Origin of the sequence: Halorhabdus rudnickae, assembly GCF_900880625.1 — an archaeon.
Taxonomy (GTDB): Archaea; Halobacteriota; Halobacteria; order Halobacteriales; family Haloarculaceae; genus Halorhabdus; species Halorhabdus rudnickae.
This window is the reverse complement of the sequence record NZ_CAAHFB010000001.1, coordinates 1,437,627-1,463,616: the sequence shown is the minus strand read 5'-3', so window position 1 is coordinate 1,463,616 and position 25,990 is coordinate 1,437,627. Positions and strand designations below refer to the sequence as shown.

The 25,990-nt window shown below is 64.0% G+C and carries 25 protein-coding genes and 1 pseudogene; 15 read left to right on the top strand and 11 right to left on the bottom strand.

Annotation, left to right across the window (positions count from 1 at the left end; all coding sequences use genetic code 11):
• The first annotated feature begins 103 nt into the window (after window positions 1–103).
• Genes BN2694_RS07300 through BN2694_RS07290 form a run of 3 tightly spaced genes read left to right on the top strand, consistent with a single transcriptional unit; the run spans window position 104 to window position 2,371 of the window.
• Window positions 104–1,201, top strand: a complete 1,098-nt coding sequence (locus BN2694_RS07300) for a glycosyl transferase family 2 (protein WP_135663779.1) — start codon at window positions 104–106, stop codon at window positions 1,199–1,201.
• A gap of 57 nt (window positions 1,202–1,258) precedes the next feature.
• On the top strand, window positions 1,259–1,738 hold the full coding sequence (locus tag BN2694_RS07295) for a DUF7109 family protein (protein WP_135663778.1): 480 nt from the start codon (window positions 1,259–1,261) through the stop codon (window positions 1,736–1,738).
• A 42-nt stretch (window positions 1,739–1,780) separates the two neighbouring features.
• Window positions 1,781–2,371 carry an NUDIX hydrolase gene (locus BN2694_RS07290; protein WP_135663777.1) on the top strand — a complete coding sequence of 197 codons (591 nt, stop codon included), beginning with the start codon at window positions 1,781–1,783 and terminating at the stop codon, window positions 2,369–2,371.
• A 6-nt stretch (window positions 2,372–2,377) separates the two neighbouring features.
• Here the strand turns inward: BN2694_RS07290 and BN2694_RS07285 are convergent, their stop codons facing one another.
• A complete protein-coding gene (locus tag BN2694_RS07285) occupies window positions 2,378–2,887 on the bottom strand; it encodes an Hsp20/alpha crystallin family protein (protein ID WP_135663776.1) in 510 nt (169 codons plus the stop codon).
• A gap of 330 nt (window positions 2,888–3,217) precedes the next feature.
• Here BN2694_RS07285 and BN2694_RS07280 point away from each other — a divergent pair, with 330 nt between their 5' ends.
• The 3 genes and pseudogenes from BN2694_RS07280 (at window position 3,218) to BN2694_RS07270 (ending at window position 5,902) form a co-directional block, all read left to right on the top strand.
• A complete protein-coding gene (locus tag BN2694_RS07280) occupies window positions 3,218–4,330 on the top strand; it encodes a PHP domain-containing protein (RefSeq protein ID WP_135663775.1) in 1,113 nt (370 codons plus the stop codon).
• 63 nt (window positions 4,331–4,393) lie between these two features.
• Window positions 4,394–5,025 (top strand): annotated as a pseudogene (locus BN2694_RS07275) (IS6 family transposase).
• Window positions 5,026–5,125: 100 nt separating this feature from the next.
• Complete coding sequence (locus BN2694_RS07270) at window positions 5,126–5,902, top strand: inositol monophosphatase family protein (RefSeq protein ID WP_135663774.1); 777 nt, start codon at window positions 5,126–5,128, stop codon at window positions 5,900–5,902.
• A 20-nt stretch (window positions 5,903–5,922) separates the two neighbouring features.
• Here BN2694_RS07270 and BN2694_RS07265 read toward each other — a convergent pair whose 3' ends face one another.
• From BN2694_RS07265 to BN2694_RS17040, 4 genes are all read right to left on the bottom strand, one after another.
• Window positions 5,923–6,738 (bottom strand): energy-coupling factor transporter transmembrane component T family protein, encoded by an 816-nt coding sequence (locus BN2694_RS07265; RefSeq protein ID WP_135663773.1) that lies wholly within the window; start codon window positions 6,736–6,738, stop codon window positions 5,923–5,925.
• The gene (locus tag BN2694_RS07260) at window positions 6,735–8,453 is read right to left on the bottom strand and encodes an ABC transporter ATP-binding protein (RefSeq protein ID WP_135663772.1); all 1,719 of its coding nucleotides are present in this window, start codon (window positions 8,451–8,453) and stop codon (window positions 6,735–6,737) included. Before BN2694_RS07260 ends, BN2694_RS07265 begins: the two co-directional genes overlap by 4 nt.
• Window positions 8,454–8,457: 4 nt before the next feature.
• A complete protein-coding gene (locus tag BN2694_RS07255; protein WP_244605384.1) occupies window positions 8,458–9,300 on the bottom strand; it encodes a hypothetical protein in 843 nt (280 codons plus the stop codon).
• Between the two features lie 248 nt (window positions 9,301–9,548).
• A complete protein-coding gene (locus BN2694_RS17040) occupies window positions 9,549–9,704 on the bottom strand; it encodes a DUF7559 family protein (protein ID WP_167879980.1) in 156 nt (51 codons plus the stop codon).
• A 113-nt stretch (window positions 9,705–9,817) separates the two neighbouring features.
• Between BN2694_RS17040 and BN2694_RS07250 the strand changes: the two genes are divergently transcribed.
• Window positions 9,818–11,533 (top strand): radical SAM protein, encoded by a 1,716-nt coding sequence (locus tag BN2694_RS07250; protein WP_135663770.1) that lies wholly within the window; start codon window positions 9,818–9,820, stop codon window positions 11,531–11,533.
• 35 nt (window positions 11,534–11,568) lie between these two features.
• Here the strand turns inward: BN2694_RS07250 and BN2694_RS07245 are convergent, their stop codons facing one another.
• Window positions 11,569–12,768, bottom strand: a complete 1,200-nt coding sequence (locus tag BN2694_RS07245; RefSeq protein ID WP_135665500.1) for an MFS transporter — start codon at window positions 12,766–12,768, stop codon at window positions 11,569–11,571.
• A 198-nt stretch (window positions 12,769–12,966) separates the two neighbouring features.
• Between BN2694_RS07245 and BN2694_RS07240 the strand changes: the two genes are divergently transcribed.
• From BN2694_RS07240 to BN2694_RS07225, 4 genes are all read left to right on the top strand, one after another.
• Window positions 12,967–14,784, top strand: coding sequence for a flippase-like domain-containing protein (locus tag BN2694_RS07240; RefSeq protein WP_135663769.1), 1,818 nt, complete (start codon window positions 12,967–12,969; stop codon window positions 14,782–14,784).
• A gap of 321 nt (window positions 14,785–15,105) precedes the next feature.
• The gene (locus BN2694_RS07235) at window positions 15,106–16,077 is read left to right on the top strand and encodes a transcription initiation factor IIB (protein WP_135663768.1); all 972 of its coding nucleotides are present in this window, start codon (window positions 15,106–15,108) and stop codon (window positions 16,075–16,077) included.
• Window positions 16,078–16,182: 105 nt separating this feature from the next.
• Window positions 16,183–17,070, top strand: a complete 888-nt coding sequence (locus BN2694_RS07230; RefSeq protein WP_135663767.1) for a methyl-accepting chemotaxis protein — start codon at window positions 16,183–16,185, stop codon at window positions 17,068–17,070.
• A 146-nt stretch (window positions 17,071–17,216) separates the two neighbouring features.
• Window positions 17,217–18,251: a DNA-methyltransferase gene (locus tag BN2694_RS07225; RefSeq protein ID WP_135663766.1), complete on the top strand. Its 1,035-nt coding sequence runs from the start codon at window positions 17,217–17,219 to the stop codon at window positions 18,249–18,251.
• Between the two features lie 181 nt (window positions 18,252–18,432).
• Here the strand turns inward: BN2694_RS07225 and BN2694_RS07220 are convergent, their stop codons facing one another.
• Entirely contained in the window at window positions 18,433–18,654 is a 222-nt protein-coding gene (locus tag BN2694_RS07220; RefSeq protein WP_244605383.1) for a hypothetical protein, read from the bottom strand.
• On the bottom strand, window positions 18,651–19,004 hold the full coding sequence (locus BN2694_RS07215) for a MarR family transcriptional regulator (RefSeq protein WP_135663765.1): 354 nt from the start codon (window positions 19,002–19,004) through the stop codon (window positions 18,651–18,653). The genes BN2694_RS07220 and BN2694_RS07215 overlap by 4 nt, the downstream gene beginning before the upstream one ends.
• A 181-nt stretch (window positions 19,005–19,185) precedes the next feature.
• Here BN2694_RS07215 and BN2694_RS07210 point away from each other — a divergent pair, with 181 nt between their 5' ends.
• Together BN2694_RS07210 and BN2694_RS07205 are read left to right on the top strand one after the other, a co-directional pair.
• Window positions 19,186–19,860 (top strand): type I 3-dehydroquinate dehydratase, encoded by a 675-nt coding sequence (locus BN2694_RS07210; RefSeq protein ID WP_135663764.1) that lies wholly within the window; start codon window positions 19,186–19,188, stop codon window positions 19,858–19,860.
• A gap of 98 nt (window positions 19,861–19,958) precedes the next feature.
• Window positions 19,959–20,390, top strand: a complete 432-nt coding sequence (locus BN2694_RS07205; RefSeq protein ID WP_244605382.1) for a zinc ribbon domain-containing protein — start codon at window positions 19,959–19,961, stop codon at window positions 20,388–20,390.
• Window positions 20,391–20,577: 187 nt separating this feature from the next.
• Here the strand turns inward: BN2694_RS07205 and BN2694_RS07200 are convergent, their stop codons facing one another.
• Both BN2694_RS07200 and BN2694_RS07195 read right to left on the bottom strand, forming a co-directional pair.
• Window positions 20,578–20,877 carry a carboxymuconolactone decarboxylase family protein gene (locus BN2694_RS07200; protein WP_135663763.1) on the bottom strand — a complete coding sequence of 100 codons (300 nt, stop codon included), beginning with the start codon at window positions 20,875–20,877 and terminating at the stop codon, window positions 20,578–20,580.
• A 291-nt stretch (window positions 20,878–21,168) separates the two neighbouring features.
• On the bottom strand, window positions 21,169–22,332 hold the full coding sequence (locus tag BN2694_RS07195) for a 3-dehydroquinate synthase II (protein ID WP_135663762.1): 1,164 nt from the start codon (window positions 22,330–22,332) through the stop codon (window positions 21,169–21,171).
• A 138-nt stretch (window positions 22,333–22,470) separates the two neighbouring features.
• Here BN2694_RS07195 and BN2694_RS07190 point away from each other — a divergent pair, with 138 nt between their 5' ends.
• Entirely contained in the window at window positions 22,471–24,246 is a 1,776-nt protein-coding gene (locus BN2694_RS07190; protein WP_135663761.1) for a hypothetical protein, read from the top strand.
• 77 nt (window positions 24,247–24,323) lie between these two features.
• Here the strand turns inward: BN2694_RS07190 and BN2694_RS07185 are convergent, their stop codons facing one another.
• Window positions 24,324–25,118, bottom strand: a complete 795-nt coding sequence (locus tag BN2694_RS07185; protein ID WP_135663760.1) for a 2-amino-3,7-dideoxy-D-threo-hept-6-ulosonate synthase — start codon at window positions 25,116–25,118, stop codon at window positions 24,324–24,326.
• A gap of 108 nt (window positions 25,119–25,226) precedes the next feature.
• Between BN2694_RS07185 and BN2694_RS07180 the strand changes: the two genes are divergently transcribed.
• Window positions 25,227–25,988, top strand: coding sequence for a hypothetical protein (locus BN2694_RS07180; RefSeq protein WP_135663759.1), 762 nt, complete (start codon window positions 25,227–25,229; stop codon window positions 25,986–25,988).
• The last annotated feature ends 2 nt before the right edge of the window (window positions 25,989–25,990 follow it).

The window sequence follows — 25,990 nt, the reverse complement described above, 5'->3', positions numbered from 1 at the left end:
CCCGCGCCCGATACAGTGGATGGTCACGTCCCGCCCGTCGCTACGGAGTGATGCTTGGCCCCAGCCGTAACCTTTCTGCCCGTCCCGCCCGGAGTTCCCTCGGATGGAGTACGTCCAAGAGCGGATCGCGACCCTCCACGACTTCGGTGGTGCCACACCGACAGCACCGACCGATCGTGCCGCCGTGGTCGTTCCCATGACGGGCCGGGACGGGACCACGCTGGCGGCCGAACGCGTTCTCTCGAAATTAGCTGCAGTCGAACCACGGGAGGTGATCGTGGCCTTACGGGCCGCTCCAGACCGCCTGCCGGCGATCACGGACTGGCTGTCGACGTTCGACCTGCCGCTGACGACGCTTTGGTGTTCGGCTCCGGCCGTCGAGTCGGTTCTCGCCGAGGTGGGACTCGATGGTTCGGGCGGGAAGGGTCGTGACGTCTGGCTCGCACTGGGTCTGGCCGCTGCCCGCACGGAGTATGTCGTCGTCCACGACGCCGACGCCCGGAGTTACGCCGAGACGCACGTCCCGCGACTGCTGTTCCCGCTCGCGAACGGCTATGAGTTCACGAAGGGCTACTACGCCCGCGTCGAGAACCAGCGCCTGTACGGCCGGCTGTTTCGGCTGCTGTACGCACCGCTGGTTCGCACACTCGCCGACGCCCACGACGCGCCGATCCTCGCATACCTCGGTGCGTTCCGGTACGCCCTGGCAGGGGAGTTCGCCGCAACTGCTGATCTCGCCCGTCAGTTGGCCACTCCCCGCGGCTGGGGACTCGAGGTCGGGACGCTCGGGGACGCTTACGATGTCGCCGGATTCGACGGGACGTCCCAGGTCGATCTCGGCATTCACGAGCACGATCATCGTTCGGTCGCCGGTCCCGCAGGGTTGAGCGACATGGCGACGGAGGTCACCGCCGCAGTCGCTCGTGCGGCCGAGAGCCACGGCGTCACACCGGATTACGAGACGCTCCCCGATCGGTATCGGCAGACAGCATCGTCGTTCGTCGATCGCTACGCCGCCGACGCGGCGTTCAACGGGCTCGAATACGACCGGGCCGACGAACGCGATCAGGTCGAGACCTACGCCGAGGCCGTCGTCGCCCCCAACTCCGATGATCGACTGCCGGCCTGGGAACGGACGGAACTGGATCCCGAACGGATCGCGACGGTGGCCACGGACGCTCTCGAACGGGCGCTTGTCTGAGGGTGCGGTGTGCTCCGGACGCGATGATTGAAGGGACGGGGGCCCGGATGCTCGGCCATGGATATCACTCCCGACGAGATCGCCGGGGTGGTCGATCTCTTCGGCGCGCTCCCGCCGGCGACGCTCCGGCAGGCACTCGCCGAACTCGCTTACAAGCGCGGCATCGAGCGTGACCCCGCGTTTTTCGGGGATATCGTCGCGGACGCAGTCGACTCCTATCACTTGATCGAACTTCAGGACGACACCCCACCACTGTTCGTCGCGGGGCCGGTCGCGTTTCCCACACTTCCCGAAAACGCTCGTGATCTGCCCCACATCCTCGATATCGACGAGCGGACCGTCGATCGCGAACGGTTGGCGACTGCCGCCGAGCGTCGGTTCCGGAGTGACGCCGGGCGAGCCGTCGCGGCGGGCGACCGCCAACGTATCCAGCGGCTGCTCGACGTCAGCTACGAGCTCGAGGCCTGGGCCCCGGTCGACCTTGCCGAGACGCGCGTTCGGCTCGATGATGCCCTCGAAGGTACGAAAACGGAGTGATCGCCCGAGCGAGTTAAGAGTCGGGAAAACCTGTTTTCGACCATGGACCTCGGGCCGGTCGTCGAGTACGACTCCGCGACAGTGTCCGGCGAGCGGGAAGCGGCGGTGCTTGCGGGAATCGTCGAGCGGCCTGCCGGCCCTCACATCCTGTTCACGAAGCGCTCCGAAGACCTCGAGGATCACCCGGGTCAGATGAGTTTCCCGGGTGGCGGTCGCGAACCGTTCGACGCCGACCTGCAGGAGACGGCCCTGCGCGAGGCCCGCGAGGAGGTCGGCCTCTCGCCGTCTGAGGCGACTGTTGTCGGTCGGATCGACGACATCCTGACCGTTACAGACTATTCGATCCGGCCGTTCGTCGGTCGGATCCCGGACCGAACGTACGAACCGGGGGACGCCGAGGTAGCGGAGATCGCCGTCCTCCCGGTGGCCGAACTGATCAACCTCGACAACTACGAGACGGAGTGTCGCGAGCACCCGTCCCACGGGTCTGTCCGCTTGCACTATTTCCACGTCGACGGGTACACCGTCTGGGGAGCAACCGCTCGCATGCTCGTCCAGTTGCTGGAACTCGCGACCGACTGGGAACCGCCCTCCGGGCCAGAATGTCAGGCCGGGCCGAACTCACCGGCCTGAGTCGACTTACTTGTCGTGGCCGTGTTCGTCCGCACCGGCATGCTCGTCATCGTCGTGTTCATCCTCACCGTCGTGCTCGTGCTCGCCGTCGTCGTGTTCCTCGTCTTGGTGCTCAGCAACGTCGACAGTCGTGCCGTCGTCACTCTTGGGGAGCCGAACCTGTAACGTCCCGTTTTCCAGAAGGGTCGCACTGGCGTCGTCTCCCTCGACACTCGCTTCCGCCGGTAGGGTCACGTGACCGTCGAGGGTCTGTCCGCGTCCCGGGAAGCGCATCTCGAATCCCTCACGGTACTCCCGGAAGCGGTCGATCCGCACCTCGATCGTCCGGCCGTTCATCCGAACCTGTACGTCGCTACCGACGGCACCGGGCGCGTCAAAGACAGCCAGGTAGGCTTCCTCGCTTTCCAGCAGGTCGACCGGCAACGGCGTGTGTTCCTGGGTGCGGCCGACCGCTCGCCCGACGTTCTCCAGCACACTCTCGCCGATCGCTTCGGTGAACTCGCGGAGCTGATTCATGTGTCCCAGCGTTCGGCCGGCGCGACCTTAGCCGTTGTGCCCGCGGCGAGCCGACAGAAACTATGCCTCGATGGTTTCCATGGTCGACCCACTCGCTCTCCGGAGGCAACCTCGGATATATAGTGCTTGATACCCGTCTGTCCAACACATTCCCCCCGGGTCTTTTGAAAGAGACCCAATCGGTACGGGTCGTCGGTGGGGGACTGGCCCCCGCTGACGAGAGTGTCGATACGAGTGGTCTACGGAGATATTTAGGCACCAAAATAATCAATAATTTTTCAATTATGGTCGACCACAAGCCTTTTTTGCGGACTGCAGGTTGCCAGCCGCATGGGATTCACTCATCCGTACGAACCGGTGGACTGGGTAGAACACAGCCGACATCTGACGCAGCTCCATACGCACCAACCACGGAATACGATTCGGGCAGACACGAACAGTCACGAACCCGCGATCGACGTCGAACGGATTCCGATCGATGATCTGGGCAAGAATAACCTCTCTCCGGCGTCACCTCCTGCCGTTCTCGCCAGGAAGTATCGGAATTCCGGGTATACTGTCTTCGCGTTGACGGAGCACGAGTACTACGTCGATCGCACGAAGTACAAGGACACCGCTTACGAGGAACTGCCGGACGTGCTGTCTCGACCCAGCTGGCCGTGGACCGATCGAACAGACGATGTATCGACCGGGAAACCCCCCGAATCAGCGGATCAGACTGGGTTCGACCCGGCACAGCGAGACCTGGTCGCACTCAGGGGAACCGAACTGCGGGGCCGCTTTCAGGGAACGCTCCAGGACGTCATCGGCCTCGAGACGGACATCGGACACGGCCGCCAGGAGGCAATGGGGGCCCTTCTCGACCGGATCGCCGATCAAGACGGCATCGCACTCCTCCCCCATCCGAGTAAATATCGTGACACGGTGAGTGTCGGGGAGTACCGATCGCTGTTCGAGTCCTTCGACGTGCTTCGGGGACTCGAGATATTCAACGCCCACGACCGGTATCCGAGCCGAACCCTCTGGGATCGACTGCTGACGGAACTGGGAGCCGATCGACCGGTATGGGCGGTGGCTGGTGACGATTATCACGGACGTGCCCGGCCGTCCGACGGCAAACGGTTCGATCGCTCCCGGCTAGTGTTGTTACTCCCCGAACTGACGAAGGAGGCAGCCAGCGATGCACTGCGTCACGGGCGGAGTTACGTCCAGTACAACGGCGATTCCCACGCGCCGTTCATCGAGTCGATCCAGGTCACAGAGCGAGCGATCACGATCGACGCTCCCGCAGCGACCCGGATCGAGTGGATCGCGGCCGGTGATACTGTCACAACGGCTGACACCGTCGTGTACGAACGCGTCGCCGACGAGCCCTACGTCAGGGCTGTGATCCACGGCGACGGCGACGCACGCACCTGTACGCAACCGTTTTACGTCGAGTGATCGTTCGACGGCGGTGTTTAGTTAAGCGTAAAAAGTGAGGCGGGCAGATTTTTCGGATGATCCATGGCCGAAATCACCCGCCTCAGCGGCAGTAGCGACTGGATTGAGTTAGATTTTGTGGAGCGCGAGCGGACACCGCACCCGCTGATGGAGCTTGGTATTCGCCTGCATCTGGCTGGACTATCACTTTCGAATACAGTTTCGGAACTTGAGAAATTCGGTGTCCAACGCTCGCAGAAAGCAATCCACGATTGGACTCAAAAGGCCGATCTACAGCCAGCGGGAAATCCCCGAATCAAATCGCGCTCGACGAAACAGTGATTCGAATCAACGACCAGCAGTACTGGCTGTATGCCGCGGCGAATCCGGAAACGAACGAATTACTGCATATTCGGCTATATTCGACGACTACGACTGCGTTGACTGAGATGTTCCTGCAGGAACTCCGCGAAAAACACGATGTCGAAAACGCTGTGTTTCTCGTCGATGGAGCCCAACATCTCCAAACTGCGCTGCAACGAGCGGGGCTCCGATTTCACGTTGAACGCAGCGGAAATCGGAACAGCGTCGAACGTATCTTTCGTGAGGTAAAACGCCGTACCTCTTCGTTCTCAAACTGTTTCAGTCACGCTGAACCGGAAACAGCCGAAAAGTGGCTTCAAAGCTTCGCAACATGGTCGAACTCGCTAAACTAAACACGACCCGTTCGACGTTGCCAAAACGGCTATCGAGTCCTCCCCAGCGGTCCATAGATATCATAGTAATGTCATTAGTGTCGGGTGCGGATGACGGCCTATGGAACGGTACCCACAGCTATGGGCCGCATTGCTGGCCGTGCGTCGCGGGGCAGAGGTACTTGCGACCCATCCCCCGCGGACGGCGACGCCCGGTCCGTCGGGGCCGACGTCAACGGCCGAGTACGAACGTCCCGTCGGGGAGGCGATCCTGACGGAGCTCGACCGACACTTCCCCGAACAGGCGGTCGTTTCCGACGAACTGTCCCCCGAGTTTGCCACCAAGCCGCGATGGGTCGTCGACCCGCTCGACGGGTCTGTCAACTACCGCAACGGCGTCCCACATTACTCGATCTCGATCGCCTTCGAGGGGAACCAGGCCAAGGACGTCGGCGTCGTCTACTATGGGCCGACCGAGACGGTGTTCACGGCAGTCGAAGGCGAGGGGGCGTTCGCGGACGGCACACCGCTGTCGGTCTCGGAGACGCGGTCGGTCTCGGAGGCGCTGGTCGCAACCGGGTTCGATCCGATGACCATGGAGGCACAGGATCTGACGCAGTTCCGGGCGTTCATCGACCGGACACAGGGCGTCAGACGGCTCGGATCGGCCGCGGCGGAACTGTCGATGGTCGCCGCGGGCTACTTCGACGTGTTCTTCGAACGGATGCTCCGGGTCTGGGACACCGCCGCGGGAACGCTGCTCGTCGAGGAGGCCGGCGGCGAAGTGACCCGGATCGAGCGGCTGGACGGGGACAACAGCGAGATGGTGCTGGCTTCCAACCCACACATCCACCGGGAACTCGTCTCGCTCGTCTCCGGTGGTTCCGCGAGTACGTGAGCGAAAACGATATCGCGAGGCTACCGGAACGGCACGACGATCCCGCAGACCACGATCGCCGAGCCGAGAACGAAGAGCACGTCGAAGCGTTTGATCCCGAGGGCACTGAGCTGTAACTCCCGACTCCCGTCGTGATTTAGCGAGTGGGAGAACCCCCGCGTCTCAAGAGCTTCGACGGTGACGCGACTCCGTTTGGCGACGTTGAATATCATGGGGTAAAACGCCCGTATCGAGAGGACGAGGAGATACCGGTAGTGACGCCACCGGAACAACCCGGGGGTGTCCGGTGCGTCGCTTCGGAGTCGATACGTGTTCACGAGGTCGTGATACTCCTCGATCAGGACCGGCAACATCCGGTAGCCGTAGCTGATGGCGAAGGTGAACTGCCGGGGGACGCCGATGCTCATGAACGCCCGGCTAATGTTCTTCGGGGACATCCCCGAGAAGACGGCGATCGACGTCACCGAGATGATGGTCAACTTCGTCGTATAGGGCAACAGCGCCATCGTACTCCCCACGAAGTCCCCACCGAGCAACACCGTCACGACGGCATAGAGGACGACGTTCGTGAACACCCCAAGCGCCAGCAGTCCGACGAGGTACTTGCTCACCCGTGACACGATAGCCAAAAGCGAGACGAACGCTAGGAGGCCGCCGAGGATGCGGAGATCGTAAAACAGCCACGGGATGACGAGGAAGGCCGCGTACCACGCCAGAAGCACCCGCGGGTCGAGGCGGTCGAACAGCGTCCCCTCGTTGTCGTAGGCCGTCCGGAGCAAGTCCTCCTTGAGTGCCTCGATCGACAGCGCATCGCGGAGGTCCCGCTCGTAACTCATCTGTCGGACACCTCTGGCTCACCCCTCGGCCGGTCGAGACGGGCGGCCAACTCCGGGACCGTCAGTGCAACCGGGGAGAGTCCGAGTTTCCGGCTGAGACGGACGACCTGCGGTGGTCGAAGACCGGCCTCGATCAGCAGGGTCCGGTCCGCCAGGATCTCCCGTGGCGGGCCGTCCGCCCGAACGACCCCGTCCTGTAAGACGACGACGCGGGTCGCCCACTCAGCGACGAGTTCGAGGTCGTGCGTGGCGACGATCGTGGTCTCGACCCGGTCGTCCGCACGCTCGATGGTCCGATCGACCTCGCGGCGACTCGCCAGGTCGAGACTCCCGGTCGGTTCGTCGAACAGCGCGATCGCCGGGTCGGTCGCCAGCCCGATCCCCAGGGAGGCACGCCGCTGTTCGCCCACGCTGAGAAGGCGGCCGTCGCGGTGCTGTAGCGACTCCAGATTCAGGAACTCGACGATTTCGTCGACCCGGTCCGCGACGCCCTCGAACCCGCGCTCCTCTAAGAAGTACGCGATGTCGCCCCTGACGGTGTCCCGGATGAACATCTCCTCGGGGTTCTGATCGACGTACGTCACGTCTTCCGCGAGGTCCTCCGGCAGTACGTCGCTGGTGTCGATCCCATCCACGACGACGTCGCCGCGGTCCGGTCGTTCGAGTCCGGTCAGCAACCGTAACAGCGTGGACTTTCCGGCCCCGTTGGCACCGATCAGGGCGACGCGCTCGCCGGGATAGATGTCCAGCGAAAGCCCCTCCAGCACCGGTATGTCGCCGTCCCGGAGTGTCGAGTATCCGTGTTCGACGTTCCGAAAGGAAACGAGTGGGTCCCCGGACGGTCGGGGTGTCGGGCCATCGAACCCGAGCGTCGAGTCGGTGGTTTCCAGCGATCGCAGCCGTGAGATGCCCTCGGCGTCCGTCGTCGGGAGCGACGGTTCTCCGAGCGTCCGTTCGGCGACCCGCGTCACCTGGGGTGGATGAATTCGCTGTTCGCGCAACTCTTCGATCCGGTTGAGGGCTCGGCCAGTCGGTCGTTTCCAGCGAACCGTGCCGTCCGCGACCAGGGCGACGCTGTCACAGTATTCGGCGACGAACTCGGTGTGGTGCTCGATGACGACGATCGTCATCCCCGCGTCGTTGAGTGCCCGCAGGCGTTCGTAGGTGTCCCGGGCGTGGCCGGGATCGAGCTGGGCCGCCGGTTCGTCGACGACGAGGACGCTCGGCTCCATCGACAGCGCCGCTCCGAGCGCCACCAGATGCTGTTGGCCGCCGCTGAGTTCCCAGATGAAGCGATCGTCGACGTCCGCGACGTCCAGGGCCGACAGCGTCTCGAACGCGCGTTCGCGATAGTCTTCCCGGCCGTAGTTCAGCGGACCGAAGGTCAACTCCTCGAACACCGTCGGCGTGACGAGCTGGTTCTCGAACTCCTGGAAGACGTAGCCGACTTCACGGGATAGCTCGGCGACAGAGGCCCCCCGCGTCTCCTGTCCAGCCACGGTCACTGCTCCGTCGAATTCCCCCTCGAAGAAATGCGGGACGAGGCCGTTGAACGTCTTACAGAGCGTCGTCTTGCCACAGCCGTTCCCACCCAGGACGGCGACGAATTCGCCGCTGTCGATCCGCAAGTCCACGTCGGTGAGTGTCGGCTCCTCGGCCCCGGGGTACCTGAAGGAGAACCCGGAGACGTCGATCGCCGCTTGTGTCCCGGACATGGTCTCAGGCGGACCGCCGTTTCGCGAGTTGCCAGACGACGAGTGCGACCGCCGCCGCGACGGCGACCGGGACCAGGATGAAGGGCTGTCCGTAGGTCTCCAGGAACTCCGCCTCCCAGACGATGTTGAAACCGAAGCCGGCCTCGCCCGCGGCGGCGAACGCGAACGCGAGCGGGAACGCGATCAAGGCCATCGTAGCTGCTTTCCAGGAGAACCCTTCCAACATGGAGGCTCCGGGCGTCCCGCGGTACGGTTCCATACCCAGCAATGGTTCGATCTTCCCGTGGAGTTTCGGATACAGGTACAGCGCGGGGACGACGCCGAACAGGATTCCCGTGATAGCCATCTGTACCGCGAAATCGACCCCTTCCAGAACCAGGACACTCTCGGGGAGACCCGGAACTGCCTCCAGTTCTTCGACCCCGACGTACACCTTCCCCACGTCGACGAACATCGCGAGGAACTCGTTGAGTCCCTCCGCGATCAGGACGACGACCGCGAGTTGCACTCTGTTTTCCGGATCTCGCAGCAAGAGGGCGGCGAAGAAAAACGCCGTCGAGACCAACAGCAGATCCTCCATCACGCCGAGTCCGTTGAAGTCACCCAGCAGGATGTCTTCGAAGACGATCTCTCCGACCGGCACGGCGAGGGCGGCCCAGAACGTCCGGAACAGCAACACGAGGACGATCGGGATGAAGATGAAGTCGCCGACGCCGATCTCCAGCGGCCCGACGTCGAACCCCGGGATGATCTCCGTTATCGCGTACTGCAGGCCGCTGAGGGCCATCACGAAGATGAATATCGTCATGTCTCCCTGTTCGAAACTGAACCAACTCGACCGGTCCATCGTCGTTACCTCGGACATGCACATGAGGCGTGTCCGGCACACCGGTTTGTAATTTAATATTACATATCCATCTATATATGGTAACCCACAGATACGTACATAGTAATGGTAAGCATCGGCCTACTGACCGCTCAATATGTACTGGTAATTCCCGGGGTTAAAAAAGTAGCTGCCGAGTACAGACGGACGGAGGTACCTATCCGGCGGTGATCGGGACGGTCGGCTTGCGGGGCACCGTAACCGCTTTCCTACAGTTCGATGGCCTCCAGGGCCGACCCGCCACAGACCGGACACGAAAGGTCCTCGATGCCGTGATCGTCGGGCAGGTCGTAGGTGTAGTGGACCTCGAACATGTCGAGAAAACACTCCTCGGCCGTACAACGGACTTCCTCGGTTGCTGGCATGGTCGAGCGTTGGCGCGGATGACGGATACCGGTTACGCCGGCTTGAGTGTGGTCCGGACGCCGTCGTGTGCGTGGAGACACGGTTTTACGCCTCGGACGGCTATCCGATCTCGATGACTGACCCTGCGGATCTCGCTGTGACGATTGTCGACGGCTACGTCGACGAACCGGCCCACTTCGGGGTCCCCCCGTATATCTCCACGTATCCCCGGTACGTCGCCGGCGCGCTGGTCGATGCTGGCGTCTCTCACGACGCGATCACGTACCACACGATCGACGGACTCCGCGAGGAGAAACGCCGCTGGCAAGCGGTCGAGGAGGCCGATCTCACGATCTACGTCGGCGGGATGACCGTCCCCGGAAACTACGTCGGCGGGACGCCGGCCGAACCCGACGAAGTCCGCCGGATCGCCTGGACGGCCGACGGCACGAGTCTCATGGGTGGCCCGGTCCGCTTCGGCGTCGGCGAGGAGAACGAGGGGGCGAGCGAACCCGAACGCGACGACCTGGACTTCGATTTTCTCGCCGGTGCTGACGTCGAGGCCGCTGCCTTCGATCTCGTCGCGAACGGCCTGGAGGGGTTCGACCCCCGCTATCGCACGATGGAAGAGTCATCCCGGTGGGCACAGAAGGGTGCGTTCATCGTCGAACAACACCCCAACCATCCGGACTATCTCATCTGCGAGATCGAGACCGGCCGGGGGTGTGCCTACCGGTGTTCGTTCTGTACGGAGCCGCTGTACGGCGACGCCTCCTTCCGGGAACCCGAGGCAGTCGTCAGCGAGGTCGACGCACTGGCCGATCACGGCGTCGCCAACTTCCGGCTTGGCCGGCAGGCCGACATCCTCGCCTATGGGGGGGACGGCGAAGCGCCGAATCTCGAGGCACTCCGGGAGCTGTACGGCGGGATCCGCGAGGTGGCGCCCGAGCTGGAGACGCTGCATCTGGACAATATGAACCCGATCACAGTCGTCGAGTGGCCCGAGAAAGCCAGGGAGGGCATCCGGATCATCGCCGAGCACAACACACCCGGCGACACTGCCGCCTTCGGCGTCGAGTCGGCCGATCCCGCCGTCCAGAGCGACAACAACCTGAATGTCACCGCCGAGGAGGCGCTGGAAGCGGTCCGGATCGTCAACGAGGAAGGCGGTTGGAGACCGGGAGAAGATAGGGATAGCGCACCCAACTTCGGCGACGACGCCGCGTCCCGGCTCCCGAAACTCCTGCCGGGGATCAATCTCGTCCATGGACTGAAGGGCGAGACGAGCGAGACCTTCGAGCACAACAAGCGGTTCCTCCAGCGGATCCTCGAGGAGGGGCTCATGATCCGGCGGGTGAACATCCGCCAGGTCATGGCGTTCCCGGGGACCGAAATGGACGAGACGGGCGCCGAGATCGCCCACGATCACAAGCGCCAGTTCAAAGAGTACAAGCGAGATGTGCGGGAGACGATCGACAACCCGATGCTCCAGCGCGTCGCCCCGCCGGGCACGGTCCTGCCGGACGTTCACCTCGAATACCACCAGGACGGCAAGACCTTCGGCCGCCAGTTGGGGACTTACCCGCTGCTCGTCGGGGTTCCGGGCGAGCGCCCTCTCGGGAAGACGATCGACGTGGCGATCACCGACCACGGGTATCGCTCCGTGACGGGCGTGCCCCATCCCCTGGATCTCAACGTGGCGTCGATGGACGAACTACAGGCGATCCCGGGTATCGGTTCACAGACCGCGGGGAACATTGTGGTTGATCAGCCCTACGAGTCACTGCCGGACATTGAGGAGGCGGATCTGGACGCGTTCACGACGGTCGGTCGTGAGTCGCCGAGTTGAGGGCGATCTCTGCTCGCTTGCGCTCGATCGACAGCTCACTCCTCGAAGAACTGCAACGTGAGAAGAACGATGACGGCCATCAGCCCCGCGAGCAGGAAGTACCCCTCGTCGAAGAACCCGCGATCGGCGATCAGCCCGAAGACCAGGGGCCCCGCTGCGCCCAGCGTTGCTGCCGTCGTCCGGACAATGCCGAGACCAGTCCCGCGGGCCTCCTCGGAGAATGCCTCCGAGAGAAACGACTGCGTGATCGCGCCCGATCCGAGCATCGTGCTCACGAGGGCGGTGATGACGATAATTCCCGCGAGGCTGTCGACGAGTGGCAGTGCTGCCAGCCCGAGCACCGGGCCGGAGAGCACCGCCACCAGCGAGCGGCGCGGCCCGATCCGGTCGTAGGCGACCCCCGCGGCCGGTTTCACGACGACGCCGACGGCGAAAAACAGGCTAAAGAGAAGTCCCGCTGTCGTCTCCGAGAGTGGTTTCTGTTCGGCGAGATACGTCGGGTAGAAGCTCGTGAACGACTGCCAGACGAGAATGTACAGAAAGAGGATGAACGCAAAAAAGAGGATGTCACCCTCCCGGAGGTCGGCGATAAGCTCCCGTAGTGTCCCGCCGTCTTCCGTTTCACTCCCCGTAGCGCCAGTCTGTGCCGGGAGTACGACCACGAGTGCGAGCGCTCCGACGAGGAGGCCGGGAATCATCATCCCGAGACCGGCCTGCCAGGCGACCGCGGCGGCTACGGCCCCCGCGATCGGCGGGAAGACTGTCTGCCCGAGGTCGCCGGTCGCCATCGTCACGCCGAGTGCGCTGCCGATCCGGTCGGGATACATGTCGGTGAGGATCGTGATCCGAGCAATCGGGTACAGCGACTGCCCGAGACCGACGAGTGCCGTCGCCCCGAACAGCACGGCGGCCGTCGGCGCGAGAACGACCAGCGAGACCCCCAGCGCGGCGACCAGTACGCCCGCCGCCATGACACTTCGCTCGCTGTAGCGGTCGGCGAGCATCCCGCTCGGGAGTTGCCCGATAGCGGATCCCAGCCAGAGGATGGTAACCAGTAGACCGGCGACGGTCAGCGAGAGATCGAACGTCTCCCGGATCGAGGGCAGGAGGACTGGATAGATCATCCGTACCCCGAGCAACAGCCCCCACGTGCCGGCGACGACGCTCAGCGACCAGCCTCTCCCATCGCTCCACAGTGCCGCCGCTTCCCGGCGGATCGACGCGAGTGGGTTCACCGGTATCTCGACCTCCGGTCGTTCGCCCAAGGTGGCACGCCCGATCGTCGTCCCATCTATACGTTGGCGGAGCCGTGATCGGGTTAGGGCTTGCTAATTCACACTCTGGACATTGCTCGATCAGTCGCGTCTTGATCGGGTGTTTTCTGACCTATCGTATCAGAAGGTTCTTGACCCACGCTGGCCGACGAACTATCAATGGAGTCGGACGTCGCGGTCAGCGTCGTCCTCCCGGCGTACAACGAGGAGGACACCATCGAGCGGACCGTCGCCGAGACGCTGGACCGCCTCGAAACGTTTCTCCCAAGGGGAAGCTTCGAGGTGATCGTCGCCGAGGACGGCTGTGCGGACCGAACCCCCGAGATCGCCACCCGGTTGGCGAACGAGGACGACCGCGTCCGGCACGTCCACAGCGACCAGCGGCTGGGCCGCGGCGCCGCCCTGGAGTATGCCTTCCAGCGGGCCGAGGGAGAGACCCTCGTCTACTTCGATACCGACCTCGCCACGGACATGGCCCACCTCGAGGAATTGATCGAGAGCGTCCGCACGGAGGGCTACGATGTGGCAACGGGGTCGCGGTGGCTGCCGGACAGTCAGGCCGATCGGCCGAAGAAACGCGGGATCCCGAGTCTCGGGTACAACACGCTCGTGCGCCTGTTCCTCCGGTCGGACTTACAGGACCACCAGTGTGGCTTCAAGGCGATCAACCGCGAGGCCTTCGAGGCGCTGGTCGACGAGGTCGAGGACGAACACTGGTTTTGGGACACGGAACTGCTCGTGCGCGCCCAGCGTCGCGGGTTCGACGTCACGGAGTTCCCGGTCTCCTGGACGCCAAAGGGCGACTCGAAAGTCGATCTCGTTCGGGACGTCTTCGGGATGGGCAGCCAGATTATGCGGACGTTCTGGCAACTATCGGTGAGTCCACGGATCACGCGCACCCGGAGCATGGCCGCGGGGACGGTCCTGGTCATCGTCGCGCTGGCGCTGATGACGGTGTATCTCGATCCTTCGACAGTCCTTGCGGAGATGCGTGGGGCCGACCCACTGTTGATCGTCCTGTCCGGACTCGTCTATCTGACCTCCTGGCCGCTCCGTGGCTATCGCTACCGGGATATCCTCGCCGAACTCGGGTTTTCTTCGGACGTAGGCTTCCTGACGGGAGCGATCTTCATCAGCCAGACCGGCAACCTCGTGTTCCCGGCCAGACTGGGCGACGGGATCCGTGCGTACGTGATGAAAGCCCGACGAACGATCCCGTATCCGTCCGGGTTCGCGTCGCTTGCAGTCGAACGCGTTTTTGACCTACTGACGATAGCCGCGCTGGCGGGTGTCATGTTGGTCGGTCTGGCCGTCGGCGATCCGGCTCGCCTCGCTGGGTTGAGTGCCGAACTGACGAACGGCCGTGAGAGTGGCCGGCTCGGATTGCTCGTCGCTGCCGGGGTTGGACTGGCGGCCATCGCCGTGACGGCCGTGATTGTCCTGACGGCCCGCTCGGAGCAAAATTACGTTCGGGACGTCCTCACCCGCCTCAGTGACGACGCCTACGCCGAGTACGTGGCGGGCGTCATCGAGAGCTTCGTCGGGGATGTCCAGCGGATTGCAAGCGACTCACGCGCTTTCGCCCGCGTCGCGGCCTCCAGCGTCCTGATCTGGACCATCGACGTGGTGACGGCGATCGTCGTCTTCGCCGCCTTCGACGTCTCACTGTCGATCGTCACGCTCGGCGTCGTCTGTTTCTTCGCCGTCAGCGTCGGCAACCTCGCGAAGGTGCTCCCGCTATCGCCGGGCGGCGTCGGACTCTACGAGGGGGCGTTCACGCTGATCGTCGTCGGACTCACGCCGGTCGGGGCAGCCGTCGCGCTAGGTGTTGCGATCGTCGATCACGCGGTGAAAAACGCCGTCACGATTGTCGGTGGTCTCGTCTCGATGGCCTGGCTCAACGTCTCGCTGACGACCGCCGTCGAGGAGAGCGCCGAGGCCGAGGGGAGCGTCGAGTCTGCCGCGTGTCAGGACTGAGACGGACCGTCCCCCAGGGGTATCTCTGATCCAGTAATTGGCGTCCTTACTGGGCGAGCGCTCGGCGTCTCGACTTGGGGTGAGTTCGTTCGACCCGCCGAGTACTAGAGCTCCCTCCACGAGCGAGCGGGGTGTGAACCGAACTGTTGTATACTTTAATGGGGGTGTGAATAGTTCCCAAATAGTATACAGGGACGCCAGAACGCCGGGACTTCGTAGGGTACCAAAACACTTTTACAGTTTTCGGAATAACCTATCGTTCACCGATCGAACGCCCGGGTTTTCGACGTCTCCGCCCGGATCGTATTCGTCTTCACACTCATGAGCGAAACAAACACACGAGCGCGACTCGAGAAATCGTCGGCAGTGACCGAAGAGCAAGAGGAATCGACAGACGTCTCCTGTCCGGAGTGCGACGGCAATCTCGTTTCTGACACCGAACGCGGCGAGACCGTCTGTACTGACTGTGGCCTGGTGGTCGAGGAAGACGAGATTGACCCCGGGCCGGAGTGGCGCGCCTTCGACGCCAAAGAGAAAGACCAGAAATCACGCGTCGGCGCCCCCACCACCAACATGATGCACGACAAGGGGCTCTCGACCAACATCGACTGGCGTGACAAGGACGCCTACGGCAACTCTCTGGGTGCCCGCCAGCGCGAGAAGATGCAGCGCCTCCGGAAGTGGAACGAGCGCTTCCGGACGCGTGACTCCAAGGAGCGCAACCTCAAGCAGGCCTTAGGCGAGATCGACCGCATGGCGTCGGCGCTTGGTCTGCCCGAGAGCGTCCGCGAAACGGCCTCGGTCATCTATCGGCGCGCCCTCGACGAGGACTTGCTCCCCGGTCGTTCCATCGAGGGTGTCTCGACGGCCTCGGTATACGCCGCCGCACGCCAGGCTGGCGTCCCGCGCAGCCTCGACGAGCTGACCGAGGTCTCCCGCGTCGAGAAAGACGAAATCGCCCGGACGTACCGCTACGTCGTCCGTGAACTCGGTCTCGAGGTCAAGCCGGCCGACCCCGAAAGTTACGTCCCGCGCTTTACGTCCGATCTCGAACTGAGCGAAGAGGCCGAGCGCCGTGCCCGTGAACTCCTCCAGAACGCCAAGGAGGAGGGCGTCCACTCCGGGAAGAGCCCCGTCGGCCTCGCCGCGGCAGCGATCTACGCCGCCTCCCTGTTGACCAACGAGAAGACGACCCAGGCGGCCGTCAGCGAGGTCGCGGACATCTCCGAGGTCACCATCCGCAACCGCTATCACGAACTGCTGGAAGCCGAGCAGTCGATCCCCGCGGCCTGATCGGGCTCGCAGCTGGCCGGCCGATTACGGACCAGCACCGAATCCTATCAGACCTGATAACCGAAGGGTCACGTTTAATCCGCCTGCACGAACTCCTTTAGGTATATGGCATCAGATTCGGGTAACGCGGGCGCTGATCTCGACGGCGTCAGTTCGGTGTCCTCGACGGAACTCGGGAGCGCGATCGACGAGCTATTGCAGACATCCGAGAACGTCTCGCGGAGTTCCCAACAGATCACCGACCTCGCTCAGGAACAGTCGACAAACATGCAAGAGGTCGCCGGCGAGGTGTCGAACCTCTCGGCGACGGTCGAGGAGGTCGCCTCGAGCGCCAACGAGGTCAAGGCCGTCAGCCAGCAGGCCAGCCAGCTGGCCGACCAGGGACGGGACGTCGCTGACGACGCGATCGACGCCATGGAGTCCGTCGACGACGCGAACAAGGACGTCTCGACAGACGTCGAGCAGTTGCGCGAGCGCATCGACGAGATCGACGAGATCGTCGAGGTGATCAACGACATCGCCGACCAGACGAACATGCTGGCGCTGAACGCCTCCATTGAGGCTGCCCGCGCCGGCGAGGCCGGTGAGGGCTTTGCTGTCGTCGCCGACGAGGTCAAGAGTCTCGCCGAGGAGTCTCAGCAGAACGCCACGGAGATAGAGGCCATGGTCGCCGACATCAAGGCCGACACCGAAAGCACCGTCGAGAGTATCGAAGAGGCCAACGAACAGGTCGAGGCGGGGATCGATCAGGTGGGCGAGACCGTCGACATTCTCCAGAAGATCGACCAGGCTGTCACCGAGGCCGCCGAGGGTGCCCAGGAGGTTGCCGAGGCCACCGACGATCAGGCCGCTTCCACCGAGGAAGTCGCCAGTATGGTCGACCGGACCGCAGAGACTGCCGAAGAGGTTGCCGAGGAGATCGAGGACATCGCCGCCGCCAACCAGCAACAGTCCGCGAAGGTCAACGAACTGCAGTCGATGCTGAACCAGTGAACCTCGCTGCCTTGTAGGCCGTCTGTCGCAGTCTCTTTTCGACTCGATTCGACGGTCACGTCGATTCGTCCCCAGTCCCGGTCGCTACCGATCCGACCGTCGGTTCGGATCACAAACCACGTCACTCCTCGGGACTACTCCCGGATATGGAAACCACCCACGCGGTCGTCACGGGGGACGCCCGCGAGCTGGATCTCCCGTCGGACTCGGTCGACCTCGTCGTCACCTCGCCGCCGTATCCGATGATCGAGATGTGGGACGACGCTTTCACCGCACAGGATCCCGCGATCGGCGACGCGCTCGCCGCCGAGAACGGCGAGCGGGCCTTCGAGCTGATGCACGACCTCCTCGGGACGGTCTGGACGGAACTCCGACGCGTGCTCGTCGACGGGGGTATGGCTGCGATCAACGTCGGCGACGCCACGCGCACGCTGGAGCGCTTCCAGCAGTACCCAAACGCCGCCGAGATCACGGATCGAATGTGTGACCTGGGATTCGACGTGCTGCCGGACGTCGTCTGGCGCAAACCCGCCAACAGCGCCGCGAAGTTCATGGGATCGGGCATGCTTCCGCCGAACGCCTACCCGACTCTCGAACACGAGTCGATTCTGCTCTTTCGCAACGGCGAACGTCGTTCGTTTCCGCCCCGCGACGAGGCGCGCTACGAGAGCGCCTATTTCTGGGAGGAGCGCAATCGCTGGTTCTCCGACCTCTGGGACGTTCGGGGGACCGATCAGACGCTCGCCGAGAGCGTCCGTGACCGTTCTGGCGCGTTCCCGATCGAAATCCCGCTTCGCTTGATCCGGATGTTTTCCGTCTACGGCGACACCGTCCTCGATCCCTTCTGGGGGACCGGGACGACGACGCTCGCGACACTGTTGGCCGGTCGAAACTCGGTCGGCTACGAACGCGACGCCGACCTCCGGGCGACGTTCGACGACCGTATCGAGGGGGTTGCCGAACGGTCCCGCGAGCGTGCGACCCGACGGCTCGAACGTCACCGCGAGTGGGTCACCGAACAGGAGGCCGAGGGAGCGGATCTCGCCTACGAGAACGAGCACTACGAAACGCCCGTCCGGACGAAACAGGAGCGGGAGTTGCGACTGTACGCAGTCGAGTCGGTACGGGAGACAGCGGACGGCTACGCGGCGATGCACGTACCGCTCGAAGCGCAGGAGTGAACACTGCCGGCAGTTCTCGACGAAGTAGCGCGACTGCTGTCGCCCATCGAGCAGAGATGGCGACTTAGCCGGTGGGCGCAGGGAGATACTGCTGGAGTGCGTCGATCGCTTCCGTGACCAAGGCAGGGGTCAGTGTCCCCTGGTGGTCCTCGAGGTCGCGGTCCTTGATCGTCATCACGTACTATGGTGAAATGTACGCACGTTTCTCTGATCCGCCCCGGATCCACGCGTCGTCGGGGACGACAATCCCGTCTGGATGTCGTTGGGTCGTCATCCCGACGACGATCGACTCGACGTCCGCAAACGGATGGGCGGTATCGCTGACAACCAGCCAGGGGCGGTACGCCGGATCGGCTTTGTGTGGTGCTGGCCCCCACCAAACCGCTCCCTGTTCGTGACTCATCCCTCGTTTTCGTCTACGCCGGGGCCCCACTCGTCGGGGTCTTCCGATCCGAGGCGATCAGATGCCGTCCGCGCGGTCGACATCGCACTCAGCGTCGTTCCCACGTCCACGTCGTCGGCAATCGTCCAGTAATCCCCCCGGTGTCTCAGGAGTCCCCGTCCCTCGAGACGAGAGAGGACGACACCGACGCTCCCTCGTTTGACGCCAGTGGCCTCGTGGATCTCCTTTGGCGTGTACGCTTGGTCCGGTGACGAAGCGAGAAAGGAAAGGATTTCCTCCGCGTTTGTTCGTCCACCCGCCTTGAGTTCCTCGATGGGACGTTCTTCGAAGTGTTTGATGTCGATGGGCATGACGAAACCTATGTAACAACGAGTAATAGATGTAATGGGTGTCGAAGAGAGACGTCCCATTCAGTCACAGCGGATAGCGGTGACACTGGTCGAGGGCGGTAACTCCCTGAGCCTCGAAGCACAGAGATTTCGGAGATAATCGAGACGGGGCGTTTTTGCCAACTGGCGACCCAGGCCCGATATGAACTTCGAGTCGTTTCGACTGGCGGCTGCTACGGCGGATCTGGACGACGAGCCGGCGGCCCGCGAGCACGCCGACCTGGTCGAGTTGCGGATGGACATGGCGGCCGACCCCCTTTCGCAGTTGTCGGACTACGGCGGCGAATTACCGCTGTTGGTGACCAACCGCCCCGAGTGGGAGGGTGGGGAGGCCGAGGCGGATGGTCGGCTGGCGGCCCTGGAGGCAGCGGTCACTGACGATGCCGTCGCCGCCGTCGACGTGGAACTACAGAGCGCTCGCGAGGGCGCGGCCGATCGCGTCATCGAGACCGCTCGGGAACACGACGTCAGTGTGATCGTCTCGACGCACGACTTCGAGGGGACGCCGCCGATGGGCGAGTTGCAGGCTGCCCTCCGGACGGCCTGTGAGTACGGCGATGTCGGCAAACTCGCCGTCACGGCCGAGACGCCCGACGACGTGCTCGACCTGCTGGTGGCGACACGGGCGGCGACCGTTGAGGGAGAAACCGTCGCGACGATGGCGATGGGCGAGGCGGGCCGGCACTCCCGAGCGGTCGCGCCGCTCTATGGCTCGCGGATCGGGTACGCGCCGGTTGATCCGGCCGAGGCGACAGCACCCGGACAGTACGACCTGGCGACGCTTGCCGAACTCGTCTCAGAGCTGAACGGCGTCTGATCGCAGTCGAGGCGGTCGGTGCTGAGCCCGGATCGGGTGACCGGGCGTCCGGTGGGACTTGGAAAGGTTAACGTCCACGGACTGCCCCTAGTCGGACAGTGAACGAGACACACAAGCGTCGACGACCGTGGGTTGCGGCTGCGCTCTCGGTGCTCTTTCCGGGCCTTGGCCACGCGTACCTTCGGGAGTGGCTCCGCATGGGGATGTGGCTCGCGCTCATGGTGGCGGTCGTTTCCTTTCTGCTCCCGCCATCGATCGTCCCGCAGGAAGTCACGTTCGACGCAGTGATGGCAGCCAGCCGGAACCTGCCGACGGACCTCTCGCTTGTCATTCTCGCGTTGCGAACGCTGAACGTCTTCGACGCCTACGTCATCGCCCGCCAGGCCCAAAACCGAACCGCGGTCGAGACGGGCCAGCAGTGCCCCCACTGCGGGCACGAACTCGAAGACACGGACCTCGCCTTCTGTCCGTGGTGTGGGTCCGAACTCGACGGGACGCCGGAAGACGAGAACACACGTTCAGGGCTCTGAAAATCGGTTTTGGAAGCAAAGCGCCTCAACCGAGTCACCACGTTTCGATGCGACGCCAGGGCGTCATAGAACGGTAAAATAGAGTGTCGGCTTCTACCCCGCCCGCAAGGGTCAAGGTATTCGTCACGCAATTCTAGAATCCCGTGTATTTGCCACTGCACAGATGAGGAAGATTGGATGGTGCCTATTACTGCAAGGCCGCACTGCCGGTCGCGAGCCCCTGAAACCCATTCGTCATCGTCACGACCTCGATCGTTTCCAAGATTTCCGCGTCGGAGGCCCCTGCCGAACGTGCTTGCTCCGCGAGGTTCTCGACGCCCTCCTCGTGGCCCGCCGCCGCGTCAAGAGCCATCATGATCAGGAACTTCGTTTTGGGCGGGAGTTCGCCGTCAGTGAGGGCCTGTTCGAACGCCTCTCCGACTGGCTCACCGAATTCCGGATCGGCTTCGATCAACTGGTCGAGAAATTCTGGCGGTTCGTCCGACATCAGGACGATTCGATGTAGAGCCGATCAAAATATCTTTTCTTCTCAGCTGTGCACGTTGAGAATTGAACAGTTTCGTGGACCGAATTGGTGGTTGAGACGGTGTGCAATCGAATACGCGGGATCCAGCCGGAGATTGTATTCGCCTCAACGGCGGGGAAGCGGGGTGAACACCGGCTCCATCAGCGCCACTCGCTCGCTTTGACGTGTCGAGTTACTGCCCGAATCAGTCGGAATATCGGCTCTTAGAACCCACTACCTGGAAACGGTTCCATGGCTCCCTGTGCTGGGCTTTTACTTCTCGATGATACTCTCCTCGACAGCCTCACCGAAGTGCCGTGCCTGGTCTTCATGGTAGACCAGCAGTTCGTCGCCGGCTTCGAGGTCAGTCACGGCCGTCCGTCCGTCGGGGGTGGCGACCTTGATCGTCTCGGCGTTCTGCAGCAGTGTTTCGATCGTATCCCCGTCCTCGGTCTCGGCCTGAAGCCGGAACATGGGGCGTTGCTCGATCTTCGCGCGGCCGACGATCGCCTCGCGGGTGTTGCCGTCCGCGTCGACGACCTGGACCTCGTCGCCGCTGGACAGCTCCGAGAGGTATTTCGTCTCCCCGCCGGGCGTGCGGACGTAGGCGTGGACGGCCCCGGCGTTGACCCGGAAGGGACGGGAGGCGACGTACGGCGATTCGGCGGTCTCGGCGTGGACGAAGAACAGTCCACGGGCCATCGAGCCGACGAGCATCCCCTCGTCGTGATCCATGATCGACCCCGTGTCGACACAGACTCGGTCGGCCGAGCCGGTCTGCTCGATCGCCGTAATCGTGGCGTACTGCAGGTCCAGGGTCTCTCGTCCCACGGCGTCGCGTACCTCACAGGTCTCCCGGATCTCGTCGGGGTCGTCAGTGTCGAGCAGGACGGCGTCGGCCCCGATCTCTAAGGTCTCGTAGGCAGTGCGGGCGTCTTCGGCGGTCTGGACGCCGGCGATCAGCGTCGTCTCCTCGCCGACTCGGGCGATCAGGTTCTCCAGGGGGATGATCTGCCAGTCCTCGGAGACAACGATCGAGTAGGTGGCGTCTCCGGCGATCGCTTCGGCGAAAGCCTCGTAGGACTGATCGAAGATCCGGACGTATCCGCCGTCGGCGCCGCCGCTCCGGAGTGCCGAGAGGTCGGCTGATCCCGAGAAATCGGAGGGGAGATCGACCGTGCCGTCACCTTCGCCGTCTTTGCCGACGATCACCGCGTCGGCCGTCGGAGCGTCCGCTGCCTCGGCTTCCATGACGTGGACGTCGTCGCCAGTGAAGGCAGCAACGTTCACCTCGCCGAGTTCGCGGACGCGATCGACGTCGCGTTCGTCGACCAGTACCCAGTCGACGCCGGCCTCCAGTCCTGCAGTGATACGTCGCTTGCGCGCCTCCCAGTCACCGACGGCGTCGTCGGCCTTGAGCCACACGGAGCGTGTCATATCTCGACACTCGCGGGGGCCCGGCTTGAACGTGGCGGATCACGCGATCGAGCCGTCGCGTCGGGGCCACCGGTCCGCTCGTCGGTTCACCATCCTAGTCGTCCAACAGTTAAGAGCGTGGACGTAGAATCCCCTCGCATGGCAGAATCAGGAAGCAACGAGTCCTACGAAAGTCGGCTGTACGAAGTCGCCGAACGGCTACAACTCCCGGACAGCACACTTCAGATCACCCGCGTCCGCCTCGACCGTCTCAGCGGCGAGTCGAACGTCGATGCGGCCCACCTCGACCGTATCGCACCGGCGGTACTGGCGCTGTCTTGTCGTGAGGACGGGCTCCCGATCACCGACCGGGATATCGTCGAGCCGTGGGTCGAACTGTTGGCCGATCCCGAGGAGACTGGGCTCGATCCCGAACGCTTGCCAGAGCAGATCGAGGCGGTCGCCGACCGACTCGATATCGATCATCCCCCGGAACAGCCCGACGCCCTGGTCGAGCAATACGTGGATGCGCTCGACCTGCCTGAGGCAGTGGGGACGATCGCCAGGCGGATCCTCCGGGACACCTTCCGGGAGGCGCCGCGGGTCGTCGCCGAGGCATCCTCTCCAGGGGAGACGGCCGGTGCGGCGCTCGTCCTCGCCGCGGAGGCAAACGGTGACGACGGGCTTGGCCCGAGCGACATCGCCGATGTCGGTTCGGCTGGCGGCGTCACGATAAAGAACCGCTACAAGGCGTTTCGGGAAGCCCTCGGCGAGGAGGCCCTGGGTGCCGAGCACTATCAGGCCTCGTCCGTGGAGGATCCGTCTCTCGAAGCCGAGGAGTCCAACGTCGAAGAGCCAGCCACGAACGGGGACGCCGAGACTGCCGGGGAGGCGTCCAGCGACGACCCAGCTGAAGAGACAGCCCCCGGAGCTGACGCCGCGGAGTCAAACGGGGACGGAACGGCCGAGAGTGCGTCGGCAGTCTCGCGGGCGGCGTGTATGGACGCCGTCCGTGAGATGTTCCCGGACGAACTCCCGACGACGGCGACCGTCGCCGAGACCCTCGATGAGGACGAGGATGCCGTCGCTCGGCGGCTGGAGGCCCTCACAGAGGACGGCGAGATCGAGGCCAGGCGTGCCGGCGAGACCGTCGCCTGGATCCCCGGTGATCAGGAGGAACTCGGTGCGGATCTGACGATCGACGCCGTCCAGGGTGAAGTCGACGCGCTGGCAGACATTCTGGACACCGACGCGTCGCTCCGGCTGTTCGCACGCGGACTCGTCAGCGACGCTGCCGGTGACGTGCCCGTCGAGGACGCCGCCGAGTTCGCCGGTGCCGCGCTGATCGCCAGCAGCCGTCTCAACGACGGTGCCCTTGACCCGGCGACCGTCGCCGCCGAACGGGAGTTCGAACCCCGGGCGCTTTATGAGTGGCTCGGCCGTCTCGGGGAGAACGCCGACGTCGAGATCCCCCAGCGCAGCCCGGCAGACGTCGTCGAGTCTCTGATCGAGGATCTTGACCTCTCCGAGCGGATCCGCGAGGAGAGTCTCCGGACCCTGGAACACTACCGCCCGGAGGAAGACGGCTCCTTCGCCGCGCCGGAACTGGCCGCCGGGGCCGTCTTCTTTGCGGCCACAACTGTCCGCGAGCCGATCGACGTCGATGCACTGGCCGACAGCATTGGATTCGAGACGAGCCACGTCTCCGACGCGATGAACAGCGTCTTCGTCGCGCTGTGCCGGCGCCTGATCCGCGGCGAGATCGACTACGAGGAGTGTTTCTGGACGGCCGAACTGCTCGAATCGGATCATATCGCCGAGATCGGCGATCCCCACACCGGCCGTGTCGTCGCGGCCGCCAAGACCTACATCGCCGGTCGGGAGAACGAACACGTCGACGAAGGGACGCTTGACGTGTTGCTTGCCGAAGACTGATCGGCGCGCGTCGCAGTTCAAAACGATACTGTACCGACGCCCCACTTCGTTTCCGCTGGGTCTCCCCCAACAGTCAGTCAGGCGTCGATCGCGAGTCCGGCCCGTTCGGCGGCTGCGTCCGCGCTCTCGTCATCGTGGATGACTGCCGAGACCGCGCGCGTGATCGCCTCGGGGTCCTCGTGCTGGAAGATCGATCGTCCCATCGAGACGCCAGCGGCGCCGCCATCCATCGCCCCCCGGACCATCGCCAGGGTCTCACGGTCGGTCCCGCGCGACCCGCCCGCGATCAGGACCGGCTTGCTCGCGGCGGCCGCGACGGTCTCGAAGCTCTCTGCATCACCGCTGTAGCCCGTCTTGATCACGTCAGCGCCCACCTCCTCCGCCAGCCGGACGGCGTGAGCGAGTGCCGTCGGATCCGATTCCTCGACGCCCGGTCCCCGGGCGTAAGCCATCGCCAGCACGGGCATGCCGAGTCGATCGGCTTCGCTCGCGACCTCGGACAGCTGGGTCAACTGGTCGGGTTCGTGTGTGCTGCCGACGTTGATGTGAAAGGAGACGGCGTCGGCGCCCGCTCGCACGGCATCATCGACGGTCCCGGTCGGGCGCTTGTCGTTCTCGTCGGGACCGATCGTCGTCGAGCCGTTGAGGTGGACGACGTAGCCCGCACCATTCAAGTTCCCGTGGACGCGCTCGGCGACGCCCTTCTGGGTGAGAACGGCATCCGCGCCGCCGCGCGTGATCGATGCGACGGTCGATTCTAGGTCGACGAGGCCCGTTACCGGACCCATCGTGAGGCCGTGATCCATCGGGACGACGAGGTGTCGCCCCCCTGTACCGATACGTTCGAGACGTGCGTGCTTGCCAGCAGTCATTGTGTCATGGTGTGGCAAGTGACGGTAATGTGCGTTCCGGTCCCGGCGTCATCCCTGTCTACTCGACACACAAGGATTATTAGACACCGTCTGAACACGTCCGGACGCATGCACCGCGCGGTCCCCGCTGCCCTCCTGGTTACCCTGATCGCCCTCGCAGGGTGTGGCATGCTCGGCGATAGCGCGCCGCCGAGCGACGACCGCGCCCTCGAGGTTCGAAACGAGACTGTCGACGCACTCGCCGACGTCTCTACCCTCCGGATGTCGATGGACGGCGACGTCTCTGCCTCGGCCGACGGACGGGACCGGACGGTCTCCATCGACGGCGACGGCGTCGTCAACCGGACAGCCCGAGTGATGCGGATGAACACCACTGCCGACGGCCGGACCGCGACCAGCTATCTCGACGATCGAACGGTCTACACGAAATGTTCCAGCCCGTGGTCCGGGTGGGGCCGACAGAACCAGTCGACCGACGTCGAGTGGCTGACGCTGACGTCGCTCGGTCGGCAGGTCGAGCTGTTCGAACGGACGAACGTCTACTGGGACGGTACTGCGACGATCAACGGGCGGGAGACGTCAATCATCGTCGCCTATCCCTCCCAGGAGACGGTGTCATCGCTGCCCGGCAAGAGCCAGACGGACCTCGCGAACACTGACGCCACCGTCGAGAACATCACCGCCAAGCTGTGGGTCGATCAGGAAACCGCCCGTCCGGTTCGGTCGCTCTTGCAAGTCGAAATTTCGGGCAACGGCGGCGAGGCGACGGCGAACGTGATGATCGACTACACGGACTACGGTGAGCCAGCCTACGTCGATGTCCCCGAAATCACCGGCGAAACCTGGGACGGCGGCTGTCCCGGGGCGTGACG